Source organism: Minwuia sp. IMCC3009, assembly GCF_029909415.1.
Taxonomy (GTDB): Bacteria; Pseudomonadota; Alphaproteobacteria; order Minwuiales; family Minwuiaceae; genus Minwuia.
Genome location: NZ_CP123781.1, coordinates 2,867,890 through 2,880,208 on the forward strand (window position 1 = coordinate 2,867,890; position 12,319 = coordinate 2,880,208).

General features: G+C 64.2%; 10 protein-coding genes and 1 tRNA gene. 5 read left to right on the plus strand and 6 right to left on the minus strand.

The features are described 5' to 3' along the window. Positions 1-272 precede the first annotated feature (272 nt). The 4 genes from QGV55_RS13400 (at position 273) to QGV55_RS13415 (ending at position 4,472) form a co-directional block, all read left to right on the plus strand. Positions 273-1,082, plus strand: a complete 810-nt coding sequence (locus QGV55_RS13400; protein ID WP_281016284.1) for a hypothetical protein — start codon at positions 273-275, stop codon at positions 1,080-1,082. A 41-nt stretch (positions 1,083-1,123) separates the two neighbouring features. Next, positions 1,124-2,161 (plus strand): lipid A deacylase LpxR family protein, encoded by a 1,038-nt coding sequence (locus tag QGV55_RS13405; protein ID WP_281016283.1) that lies wholly within the window; start codon positions 1,124-1,126, stop codon positions 2,159-2,161. Positions 2,162-2,337: 176 nt separating this feature from the next. After that, entirely contained in the window at positions 2,338-3,852 is a 1,515-nt protein-coding gene (locus tag QGV55_RS13410) for a CHAD domain-containing protein (RefSeq protein WP_281016282.1), read from the plus strand. Continuing rightward, the gene (locus tag QGV55_RS13415; protein ID WP_281016281.1) at positions 3,849-4,472 is read left to right on the plus strand and encodes a ParA family protein; all 624 of its coding nucleotides are present in this window, start codon (positions 3,849-3,851) and stop codon (positions 4,470-4,472) included. The genes QGV55_RS13410 and QGV55_RS13415 overlap by 4 nt, the downstream gene beginning before the upstream one ends. Before the next feature lie 12 nt (positions 4,473-4,484). On the opposite strand, the gene QGV55_RS13420 is transcribed toward QGV55_RS13415, so the two are convergent. The 5 genes from QGV55_RS13420 to QGV55_RS13440 form a co-directional block, all read right to left on the minus strand. Beyond that, complete coding sequence (locus tag QGV55_RS13420) at positions 4,485-5,687, minus strand: GNAT family N-acetyltransferase (RefSeq protein WP_281016280.1); 1,203 nt, start codon at positions 5,685-5,687, stop codon at positions 4,485-4,487. 33 nt (positions 5,688-5,720) lie between these two features. Next, the gene (locus tag QGV55_RS13425; RefSeq protein WP_281016279.1) at positions 5,721-7,280 is read right to left on the minus strand and encodes an AMP-binding protein; all 1,560 of its coding nucleotides are present in this window, start codon (positions 7,278-7,280) and stop codon (positions 5,721-5,723) included. 74 nt (positions 7,281-7,354) lie between these two features. Continuing rightward, positions 7,355-7,558 carry a DUF551 domain-containing protein gene (locus tag QGV55_RS13430; protein WP_281016278.1) on the minus strand — a complete coding sequence of 68 codons (204 nt, stop codon included), beginning with the start codon at positions 7,556-7,558 and terminating at the stop codon, positions 7,355-7,357. Between the two features lie 62 nt (positions 7,559-7,620). Next, positions 7,621-9,474, minus strand: a complete 1,854-nt coding sequence (locus QGV55_RS13435) for a dihydroxy-acid dehydratase (protein WP_281016277.1) — start codon at positions 9,472-9,474, stop codon at positions 7,621-7,623. 228 nt (positions 9,475-9,702) lie between these two features. Beyond that, positions 9,703-9,777: transfer RNA gene (locus QGV55_RS13440), tRNA-Asn, on the minus strand. A 122-nt stretch (positions 9,778-9,899) separates the two neighbouring features. On the opposite strand from QGV55_RS13440, the gene QGV55_RS13445 reads away from it, so the two are divergent. Then, positions 9,900-11,300 carry an OmpA family protein gene (locus QGV55_RS13445; protein WP_281016276.1) on the plus strand — a complete coding sequence of 467 codons (1,401 nt, stop codon included), beginning with the start codon at positions 9,900-9,902 and terminating at the stop codon, positions 11,298-11,300. Positions 11,301-11,400: 100 nt separating this feature from the next. Here QGV55_RS13445 and QGV55_RS13450 read toward each other — a convergent pair whose 3' ends face one another. Further along, on the minus strand, positions 11,401-12,279 hold the full coding sequence (locus QGV55_RS13450; RefSeq protein WP_281016275.1) for an SDR family oxidoreductase: 879 nt from the start codon (positions 12,277-12,279) through the stop codon (positions 11,401-11,403). Between the last annotated feature and the right edge of the window lie 40 nt (positions 12,280-12,319).

Sequence of the window (12,319 nt, forward strand, 5' to 3'; positions counted from 1 at the left end):
GTTCGTGTTTCGGCCCTATCGCCCTCCGCCCTGGATGCCAATGGGATGGTGATGGGTCGGCACACCTGCCTCATGGCACTTCACGGGATCACACGGGAATACGTGGTCTCTCATGGTAAGTCAATGGGTGAGAGACGGGTTCGACAGTTCTCCAGCCAAAAATCCGACACAAATCTGTTAATGTGACCAATGACTTGTGTTAACAATTGCCTGGCCCATGAATGAAACAGGAACATGGCTTTCACACGGCAATCCGGGGGAGGAACAGGGGCATGACCGAGACGCGATATGCGATTTCAGCGTTCAACACGGCGTTCGAGAGCGAGAACCGCATCCACGATGACGGCGTGGCGCAGAGGTTCGGCTTCGAGGGCGGGCTGGTGCCCGGTGTCGATGACTATGCCTACATGACGCGGGCGGCGCTGATCCTGCTTGGCCCGGATTTCCTGGCGCGCGGGCACATGACCTGCCGTTTCGACAGACCGGTCTATGACGGTGAAACGGTCGATGTGATCGGCGAGACCACGTCCGACAATGGCGTCGATATCCGGATCGAGGCACGCGGTGCGATCGCCGCGACCGGCACGGCACGGCTGACCGAAGACTCGGCGCTGCCCACCCCTGATGTGGCCGGATTCCCGACCGGACCCATGCCGTCCCATGACGAACGACCAAAGGCCGGACCCGAGAGCCTGCCGGAGGGCAGGGTGATGGGCACAATGCACGAGACCATCGACGCGGCGACACACGCGCAGTACCTGAAGGACGTGCGGGAGGAACATCCGCACTACGCCGAGTCCGGGCTGGTGCATCCCGGCTTCCTGCTGCGCCGTGCGAACACCATCCTGCGGGACACCGTCCGGCTCGGCCCCTGGATCCACGTCGGCAGCGCGATCCAGCATCTGGGCACCCTGAACGTCGGCAGCACGCTGGAAACCCGTGCCGTGGTTTCCCGCCTGTACGACCACAAGGGCCATGGTTTCGTAAAACTGGATGTGCTGCTGATCGGTGACGGCAGCAAGCCTGTTGCCAGCATCCACCATACGGCCATATACGAACCACGTCAGATCCGGGCAGCCTGACCCTCGGCCGTTCCGCCTGCCCCGCCCAACGGATGCTTACCATGCCGTCAACGCGTTGCCTGTTCTCCGCCCTGTTACTCGTCACGGCAATGTGGGCCGTGCAGTCGCAGGCTCAGGACCTTCCGAAGACCGGGAACGGGGCGGGGACCGGGGAAAAGAAGGAGGTCGAGTATGGCACCCTGTCCATCGTGGTGGAGAATGATTACTTCGCCGGGACGGATCAGGAGTACACCAACGGCTTCCGCGTCGCCTATCTGCGCCCCAAGGGCAGTGTCAGTGACCTGACCGCCCTGCTCGGCCGGACGCTGCTGGGCGTGCAGGACCGGCGCAAGCTCTATGGCGGAGTGGCTTTCGGACAGAACCTCTACACACCGTCGGATATCACCCAGTCGGCCCCACAGCCGGGTGACCACCCCTATGCGGGCTGGCTCTACGGCGAGGTTGCAGCCATCGCAGATGACGACACCCATGTGGAGACCGTGACCGCCAACATCGGCATCGTCGGACCGCTGGCCCTGGGCGAGTTCGTGCAGAACACCTTTCACCAGTTGATCGACAGCGATATTGCCCAGGGCTGGGACAACCAGCTGTCCAATGAACCCGGGCTGATCATCAGCTACGACAGGACATGGCGCCCGTTCAAGGAACAGACCCGTCCCTGGGGTTTCGATCTGCTGCCCAGCGCCGGACTCAGTCTCGGCAATGTGCTGACCCAGGGCATGGCGGGCCTGACGCTGCGCCTCGGTCCCGATCTGGAGAACGATCTGGGCCCGCCACGCATCCGGCCCAGCCTTGCCGGTGGCGGCTTCATCGACCCCGACGCGCGCAGGCTGAACTGGTACTTCTTCGGCGGCGTGCAGAGCAGGCTCGTCCTGCGCAACATCTTTCTGGACGGCAACAGCTTCCGCAACAGCGCGCGGGTGAACAAGCGCAATCTGGTGCACGACTTCCAGATCGGGGCTGCCGTGCGATGGGAAGGCCTGCGGTTGAGCTGGACGATGGTGCGTCGGACGGAGGAGTTCGCGGGCCAGGCCGATCCCCATACATTCGCGGCGATCACGCTGACGGCACGATACTGAACCGAGATTGAGCATTGGCGATGAAATCCATCCATTATTGATGGAATTCGGGCACCCTTTCGCGTATTTTTACGCCCTGCAACGCTCTATTTCAGGATTTCAGGGAAAACCATGTCGGTTTCAACAAAATCAATCATCAATTTTCTGAATTTTTCCGACTCATGAACAAGAATGAGATGCGAGAGATCGAAATAAAGCTGGAAGGACGAAGTCAATCCCTTGATTCTGCCTTCAAGTCACTTGGCAGTGCACTGGCGAGAACGACAGGCGTCACCAGCATCTATTTCGATACAGCGGACAGGCGTCTCTGGTCCCGAGGTCTTACCTTGCGGCTTCGGGCCAAGGATGGCCGCCACGAACTCACCATGAAGCGCGAGACCGGTGGACTGGAGCGTGGTGAATGGTCTGCCGTGATCGACGGGCCTGTCCCGGATCCGGGAGCATTGCCGAGCGGCGCGCCACGGGAGGAGTTCGGCCTGATCCTGCCGGAGGAACTGACCGAATGGCACCGGACCGAGGTGCGTCGGCAGAAGAAGATTGCCAATATCGGGGATGCCACGGTGGAGGTCTCGCTGGACCGGGGCCGGATCCTGGCCGCCGGACGGGAGATGCCGGTCGAGGAACTGGAGATCGAACTGCTGGGCGGACCGGAGAATTCGGTCGCACGGATCGCGCGGGCACAGGTGATGCAGCGCAGCGTCCATGTCGCCGTGGAATCCAAGGCAGCGCGCGGCGTGGCGCTGGCGGAGGGCGGTTCGCCCGCCTGGCGCAAATTCAAGCGCCCTGTCCTGACCCGGTCTGACACCGTGGCCTCCGCCTTCGCGACCATTGTTTCCGCCACGGCCCGGCAGGTCGCCGGCAACCTGGCCGCGAGCCGTGACGGATCGGACCCGGAGGGTGTGCACCAGTTGCGGGTGGGACTGCGCAGGCTCCGGTCGGCCCTGTCCCTGTTTCGCGATCACCTCGGTCCGTCGGCGGAGGGGCTGAAGACCGATGCGCGCTCGGCACTGCAGGCCATGGGCCCTGCCCGGGATCTGGACGTCTTTCTGACCCAGATGCTGCCGCCGGTGGAGGCTGCGAATCCCGCTTCGCAACCACTCCAGCGCCTTCGTGAGGCCGCGGAGCTGGCACGCGGGACCGCCTATGCGGACCTGCGGACCACGCTGGATGCTCGCCCCTTCAACCGCATGCTCATGGATCTGCTGGGCGCCCAGGACGTGACCCTGCTGCTGAGCGGCACGCCCGACGCGCCGCTGACGCCCGTCGCGACCGGGCTGCTGCGCAAGCGCCACAGGAAACTGATGCGGACCGCCGAAGGCTTCGCCACCATGCCCCTGGAGCAGCGCCACGAGGTGCGGATCGCGGCAAAGAAGCTCCGCTATGCCATCGATTTTCTGGGTGGTCTGTTCCCGGGTGATGCCGCCCGGACATACCGCAAGGGCATGTCACGATTGCAGGATGACCTGGGGCACCTGAACGATGCCGCGGTGACGTCGGATCTGGTCGATCACCTGGCCACCGGGGATGCGGAGGCCCAGATCGGGGCGGCCATGGTGAAGGGCTGGTATGCCCATCGGCTGGCGGCGATCGAGCCGGAAATGGTCGACGCCTGGCTGGCCTTCAGCAACACTCCGGTCTTCTGGAAACAGCCTGGGCCACGCAAGAGCGGCAAGAAGGAGAAACGGCAGTGATCTCGGTACTGGTCGTGAATGCGAAGGGCGGCTGCGGCAAGACCACTGTCGCGACAAATCTGGCCACGGCCTTCGCGAATGCCGGTCAGCGCACCGGACTGGCGGAGTGTGACCGCCAGGGCTCAAGCCTGAAATGGCTGAAGAGCCGCCCCGCCACCGCGGCCCCCATCGAGGCGCTGGACTGGCGCAAGGGCCAGGGCGAGGTGCCGAAGAAGCTGGCACGGCTGGTGATTGACGCAGGTGCCGGCGTCGACTCGGAAAAGGTCCGCACCCTGCTGAAGGACGCGGACATGATCGTCATGGCTGTCCTGCCATCCGTCTTTGACGAGGCCGCGACGAAACGCTTCCTGAAGCGGGTTGATGAACTGAAACCCGTTCAGAAGGGTCGGAAACCGGTGATGGTGATCGGCAACCGGGTCCGCGCCAACACCCGGGCAGCGCGGGAACTGGACGAGTTCCTGGCTTCACTCGGTCATGACGTGGTGACCCGCCTGACGGACCGCGCGCTGTATCAGGATGTCGCGCGCCAGGGTCTCGGCATCTTCGATCTGCCCCCGTCCCGCCGTGCCAGCGTCATCGATGACTGGCTGCCCATGGTTCGGCGGATCGAGGAAATCTGAAACCGGACCGGTTCAGACCGCGCCCTCGTCCGGCACATATGGTCCCGCCTGACGGAAGGGGGAGAAGCGGTCGAGATAGTCGATCTCCCGCTGCACTTCCTCACGCTCATGCTGCAGGTAGTCGGCAACGGCCCTGCGAAATCCGGGGTCCGCGATCCAGTGGACGGAGCGTGTTGTGGTCGGCAGATAGCCGCGTGCCAGCTTGTGCGGCCCCTGCGCCCCTGCCTCCACCCGCGACAGGCCATGGTCGATGGCCCATTCGATGGCGCGGTAGTAGCAGAGCTCGAAATGCAGGAAGCGGTGGTCCTCCACACAGCCCCAGTAGCGACCATAGAGGGTGTCGGTGCCCACCAGGTTCAGCGCCCCGGCGATATAGCGTCCGTCGCGCCGGGCCAGCATCAGCACGACGCTATCGCCGCAGCGCTCCCCCAGCAGTGACCAGAAGGTGCGGTTGAGGTAGGGCTGGCCCCACTTGCGGCTGCCCGTATCGATGTAGAACTGGTGAAACGCGTCCCAGTGATCCTCGGTCAGCGCATCCCCGGTCACCGTCTCGACCTCAATGTCGTTCGACAGCGCCTCCCGCCGCTCCTTGCGTATGGCCTTGCGCTTGCGCGACGACAGGTTCTCCAGAAAGGCGTCGAAGTCGGCGTATTCCTGGTTCACCCAGTGGAACTGTTCCCCGGTGCGCAGCAGCAGGCCCATGTCGGTGGCAACGGTTGCCTCCCGCTCCGTCAGGAAGTTGATGTTCAGGCCGGAGACCTTGAACTGTGTAGCGACCTGGATACCGCCCTGCAGCAGCAGCCGCGCGGTCTGATCGAAGTCCTGTCCATTGCGGACAAGCAGTCGCGGTCCCGTGGCCGGCGTGAAGGGCACGGCAGCGAGCAGCTTCGGATAATAGCGGCCGCCCGCACGCTCGAAGGCATTGGCCCAGCCATGGTCGAAGATGTACTCCCCCTGACTGTGGGACTTCAGGTACATCGGCATGGCCCCGACCAGGGTACCGGCCGGATCTTCCAGCAGCAGATGCTGCGGCATCCAGCCCTCGTCCGCCGAAGCACAGCCCGCATCCTCCAGCGCCTTCAGGAAGGCGTGGCGGGTGAACGGATTTTCCGGCCCCGCGCAGGCGTCCCAGTCCGCTGCGGGCACCGCCGCAATCTCCGACGCCACGCGCAGGGTATAGGCGTCCGCATCATCATCGGGTGTCGTGGATGTCATCGCGGACCAGCCAACAGGGCCAAAGCGCCGGGGTCAACCGACAAGACGGCCCTTGCCCTCCCAGAACCGGGCACGGATGGCCTTCTTGTCCGGCTTGCCGATCGGGGTAACGGGAATCTCATCGACAAACTCCACCGACTTCGGCGCATGCACGGCGCCCTTGCTGTCCCGCACCATGCGCATCAGGACCTCCGGATCCGGCTGCGTGCCGGGCCGGGCCACGATGATGGCCTTCACCGCCTCACCCCACTTCTCGTCCGGCACCCCGATCACGGCGGCCATGGCGACGTCGCCGTGGGAGGTCAGCACATCCTCGATCTCACGGGGGAATACGTTGAAACCACCGGAAACGATCATGTCCTTCTTGCGGTCGACGATATAGAGGAAGCCGCGATCGTCCAGCCGTGCCACGTCACCTGTGTGCAGCCAGCCGCCGCGCAGGGTTTCCTCCGTCTGCTCCGGGCGCTTCCAGTAGCCGTCCATGATCTGGCGCGAGCGCACGCAGATCTCGCCGGGCTCACCCTCCGGCACCTCGTTCAGGTCATCGTCCAGCAGCCTGACCTGAACGCTGGCATTGGGGTGGCCGCAGGACGCGAACAGTTCCGGCTGACTGGCATCATGATCGGCCTTCGACAGCACGGAGATCGGATAGCCCTCCGTCTGCCCGTAGAGCTGTCCGAAGACAGGGCCGATCCGTTCGATTCCCTCCACCAGCCGTGTCGGCGACATGGGTGACGCGCCGTACAGCAGGTACTCCAGGCTGGAAAGGTCGCGTTTCTCCAGTTCCGGGCTGTCCAGCAGCATGTAGATCATGGTCGGCACCAGCAGCGTCATGCTGATCCGCTCCTGCTCGATGGTGGTGAGCACCTTGCCCGGATCGAAGCCGTTCATGAAGGTCACCGTGCCGCCCAGGTGCAGCACCGCAGGCAGTTTCGTGCCGCCGACATGGCTGATGGGCGCGACGGCCAGGTAGTTGGTGAAATCGGGAAACTCGAAGTCAGCCAGGATCGCATTGGCCATGGCCACGAAAGCCGGATGGGTACGGACCGCGCCCTTCGGCTGCCCTGTCGTGCCGCCGGTATAGCTCAGCCAGACCCGGTCGCTGGTCTCCGCCTCCACCACCGCAGTCACCGCACCGATATCTTCTGCCGCCGCGCGAAGGTCAGTACCGTAGTCGGCGGGTCCGAGCGTCAGGACACCGGTCAGGCGATCTACCTTCTCCGCCAGTTCACGGCCACGCACGGCATAGTTCTCCACGTCGACCAGCAGCCAGTCGGTCTCCGAGTCCTCCAGGATGAACTGATGGTCCGCCAGGCTGCCAAGCGTGTGCAGTGGCGTCATGCACAGTCCCAGCGCCTGCGCCGCGACACCCGCCAGATAGGCCTCCGCCCGGTTGGCGTTCAGCATGGCAATGTGCTGGCCGCGCCGGATTCCGAGCCGCTTGTAGACCGCCTGGTAGCGCCCGATCAGGTCCAGCGCGGCGCGATAGGTATAGCGTCCGCCGTAGCCGTCGAAGGCAACCTTGTCGCCGTGACGGCGGAAGGCACGAAACAGCAGGTCACCCACTGTCAGCCCGTCATACGGAACACCCATGATCCAACCCTCCCCCGGAACTATCTGAAGCGAAGTCTAGAGAGTTACGCCGCACGATGGAATCGGTACCCGCCTCAGACCGGCGGATCCGGCAGGGGTTGCCAGTGGCTCGGCTTCACCTGTGTCGCGCCGCTGTCGTACCAGCCGGAGCCGAACAGGCGGCGCTTCATCCAGACAGCCGTGATGATGGCGCCGCGCCCGCCCTGATATTCCGGGACATAGACGAGGATAGGCATGCCGTCCTGCGGTGCCGTGCGTATGGGAAGCCAGCCAGCCATGACCCTATCGCAGCAGGGATCGGGCGGTCAGGCAACCGCCTCGATCACACTGTGCGGAATGGTCAGGTGCTGTGCCAGCGATTGGTCGGCGTGAAGCCCGTGATCACCGGCTCACGCGGATCGTTCACCCAGACTTCCCGGTCCGGGTGCATGCCGCCCCCCTGCAGCGCCGAAACGCCGGAACGGCGCATCCGGTTCAGCAGGCGCGTATCGGCAACACCGCAGTTCGGATGAATACCGCCGTTTGCATCGACAGTTGCCTGCCATGCAGCCATGCGGGCATCGAACACCGCCTTGTCCATCAGTTCGGTGCAGTTGAGTTCGTTGCTGTTCAGGTCGGCCGTGATCTCGTCACCATTCTCGATCAGGGCAATGGGGCCACCCAGCGCGGCCTCCGGTCCGACATGGCCGATCACCAGCCCCACCGAACCGCCGGAGAAGCGCGCATCGGTCATCAGGCCGACGACGATCCCCTTCTCCCGACACAGGGTCGTGATGCGGGAGGTCGAATCCAGCATTTCCGGCATGCCGGGCGCACCGCTCGGCCCCTCGTAGCGGACGATGATCATGTCGCCGTCGCTGAAGATCTCCGGCTGGGTATCCAGTGCTTCCAGCAGACCGGCCTCGCCCTCGAACACCCTGGCCTTGCCGCGGAAGATGTTGTTCTCCAGACCGCCCTCGACACCGGCCAGTTTCAGGATCGCGCTGTAGCCGGGGGAGAGATTGCCGCCGAGCAGGCGCAGGCCGCCCGTCGGCTTGTAGGGCTTGGCCACCGGATGAATCACGTCGCCGTCCGCCGCGGGCGGATCCAGACGGGCCACCTGCTCGGCCAGTGTCTCGCCGGTGCAGGTTGGCACGTCGCCGTTCAGCAGTCCGGCATCCATCAGTTCCCGGACGATGACCTGAACGCCGCCGACCCGGTCGATGTCCACCATCGAATAGCGACCATAGGGACGTGCATCCGTCAGGACCGGCACGACGTTCTTCGACAGGTGATTGAATTCCTCCGGCGTCATGATGTCCTGCCAGAAGTTGGCAAACCCGGCGGCGCGGGCGATCTCCGGCGTGTGCAGCACGACATTGGTCGAACCGCCGATCGCCATGGCCACGATGACCGCATTGCGGATGGAATCGCGCCCGACGATGTCACGCGGGCGGGTATTGCTGTCGATCAGCCCCTTCAGATAGTCGACCAGTTCATTCGGGAACTGCTCCATCCGGCGCGGGTCGTCGGACGGCGGCGCCACCATGTGCAGCGGCTGCATGCCGACCACGCCGATGAAGGTCTGCATGGTATTGTAGGTGAACATGCCACCGCAGCTGCCATAGCCCGGGCAGGCGACGCAGGCGATGTGCTTGCGGAACTCCTCGTCCTCACTGCCCGCGACCTGATAGGCGGAGACCAGATCGATGGTCTCGTTCGATTTCGGATCGACGGCCGGGTGGATCGAGCCGTCCGACATCATGATGGCAGGCTGATTGTGTTCCAGCAGGGCGGCCAGGGTGCCGACCGGCGGCTTGTCACAGGCAACGACAGCCACGGTGCCGGCCAGGCCGCTGGCGCTCAGATGCTCGCAGACGCTGTCGTGGGTGACTTCGCGACCGATCAGGGAATAGCGCATCTCCCGCGTGCCGTTGCGGATACCGTCGGAGGTCGCGACCGTGAACTCCGGCTGCACCAGCCGCATGGAAAGCTGACCCGGCTCCCGGCCCAGCCGCTGGCGCAGGCTCTCGTGGATCGCCTCCACCTTGCGCTGCACGCCGATGTAGCACTGGCTGTCGCCCTTGTTGCCGATCACGCCGACGGACGGTTCATGGATCAGGTCCATGTCCGCGCCGAGTTCCCGGGCAATGCCATAGGCCTGGGCGTTGCGGCCCGGATGATTGTCAATCAGGACAGGCTTTTCATTCGACACGGCGTCAGTCTCCCCAAGTTTGGTCAGCGCGCCACGACCACCCGTTCGACAGGCAATGCGGCACCACGGCTGCTTTGGCCGTCATATGAATGAGATTGCCCCCCCTGATCAAGTCCGGGGGACGCAGATCGCACCGGGATCGATCCACACAATGGGACCTTATCCGCAAAATGCAGTCCGTAATGCACAAGGCCCGCGCCTTCATGGGAAGGAACGGGCCCTGAAAAATGGCTCCCCGGGTAGGATTCGAACCTACGACCAATCGGTTAACAGCCGATTGCTCTACCGCTGAGCTACCGAGGATCACGGAAGCGGATGAGGGCATAGCAAAGCGGGGGCGGATTGACCAGAGGAAATTGTCGACCGTCTGGCCCGGCTCTTGCGCAGGACAGGTGCAGTCAGTGCATTCGAGGGGAATCGACAAAATGCGACGTTTCGCTTGGGCCATCGTGGCCTCATTCATCAGCTTCGGCGCCATGGCGCAGGAGGCAGAGACAGACAAGGCCGCCGTCGCGGTCGAACCACCTGCGGCAGATGCCACCATCGAGGAGATCACCTGCGCCTGCGAAACCGACGTCAATGGCCTGTTCGTGGCCGCACTCGACTTCATCCGCAAGGCTGACAAACCCGGCGTGCTGCCGCTGGAGCGCTATCGCCTCTATGGCCTTGCCTGGAAGCGGTTCGAGCGGATCATCGACATCTATCCTGATTCATGGGTGGCCGTGCGCCTGCTGGCCAACCAGCCGATTGGCGGCTTCCAGTACTGGAACTTCAAGCGCAAGTACCGCCTCGCCTCCGTTGAGGCCTGCGGGCTGGAGGAAGGGGCACCCGGTGACTGCCCGGCGATCCTGGCCGAGCATGTCGCGGCCCTGGTGCTGGAGCTGCAGAACACGGAGAACCGCGTGATCGAGGTACAGACCATCATCACCCGGATGGAATCCACCTTCTCGACGCAGATCAGCCAGCTGACCCAGATCAGCCAGGAAGTCGGCAAGCTGCGCGCGGAGGCCGCCGCGTTCGACAAGGAGAAACGCGACCTGCTGGCCCAGTTGGCCGAGATCCAGTCGCTCGCCGACCGCTACCAGAAGAACCTGCGCAATGCGGCGCAGAAACGTCGCGAGGCGGAGACCGAGCGTGACCAGACCCTGGCCCTCCTGCAAGCCGCCAATGCACGCTTCGATGAGGCAACGGCGGAACTGGTCAGTGCCCGCGCCCAGCTTCAGGGATCGGAAACAGGCATCGACAAGATCGAGTTCGGCAAGGTTCAGGGCCGCCTGACCGCCGCCACCAACCGCGTCGACCAGCTGGAGAAGGAACTGGCGCAGGCAAACGCCCGCTTCGAGAACCTGGAAGCCCGCGATGACGTGCAGATCATCGGGTACCGGACCTCCTTCCTTGAGCGGGTGAACGAACTCGGTGGTGTCGCGAATGCCGAGGAGATCGACGGCGAGCGCATCGTCTTCAGTTCCGAAGTCCTGTTCGACGTCGCCAAGGCCAGCCTGCGCCCCATCGGCAAGTCACGCCTTGATGCCTTCGCCAAGGCTGTCCTCGCCGCCGCGCCCGACATCCCGGCGGAGATCGACTGGGCACTTCAGATCGACGGCCATACGGACAATCGGCCGATCTCGACACCGCAGTTTCCCTCCAACTGGGAACTGTCGATTGCCCGTTCGCTCTCCGTCGTGCGCTACCTGATCGAACAGGGCATCCCGAAGAACCGCCTGGTGGCAGCCGGCCATGCCGAGTTCCATCCGCGCGACACAGGGACAAGCGAGGAAGCCTTCCAGCGCAACCGCCGCGTGGAGGTCCGCTTCCTGGAGAACTGACCGGTCCGTTCCGGAGCCGGAATCAGAAAGGGGGTGCTGCGGGACCAATGCCGCAGCACCCCCTTCTTTCTTGCGGCAGCGTCCTACCGCCAGGTGGCGGTCATTCCACGTCGCGCACGTCACCGCCCTGCCCTGTCGTGCCGCGGTTGACGCCTGCCTTCGACTTGAACATGGCATCCTGGCCATGGCCCCAGATGTCCGGCGCAGCCCCCAGTACGCCGCCATCCACCACAAGCGTGTGGCCGGTAACGAACTCACTGTCGTCGGAGGCGAGGAACAGCGCGGCACCCGCAATGTCCGCCCCCTCGCCCAGCCGTGGCCAGGGCGTCTTCGCCTGCGCCATCTTTTCCATCATCTCCGCCCGGCCCGAATGCAGCAGCGGTGTCCGGATGGCCCCCGGCGCGATGGCATTGACGCGGATACGATCCTCCGCAAGGTCCCCTGCGAGGGCGCGCGTCAGGTTCACCACTGCGGCCTTCGCGGCGGAATAGGCGATCGGACCCGCCCCGCCGGAAAGCCCTGCGATGGACGCGGTCGAGATGATGGAACCGCCTGAACCCTGCTTCTGCATCTGCCGGGTCGCATACTTGCAGCCCAGGAAAACGCCCCGCACCAGAACGGCAAACGTGTAGTCCCATTCATCGACCGTGGTGTCGGTGACCGGCCCGAAGGCACCGCCGACACCCGCATTGTTGAACATGCAGTCCAGCCGGTCGAAACGGTCGACAGCGGTGCCGACCAGTGTGGCCACGTCCGCTTCTTCCGAAACATCGCAACGCACGAAGGCAATGCGATCGCCATACCCGGCTGCGGTTGCCTCCCCGATCAGGGCATCGCCATTGACCTGATTGAGATCACCGATGACGACGGCGGCACCTTCTGCCAGAAACCGTTCCGCAGTTGCCTTGCCCATCCCCGACGCACCGCCGGTGATCACTGCAACACGCCCTGACAGGCGACCTGAATTCTCTCCGGACATACGAACCTCCCCGTTCTCCAACTGGCCAGAACGGGAAGTC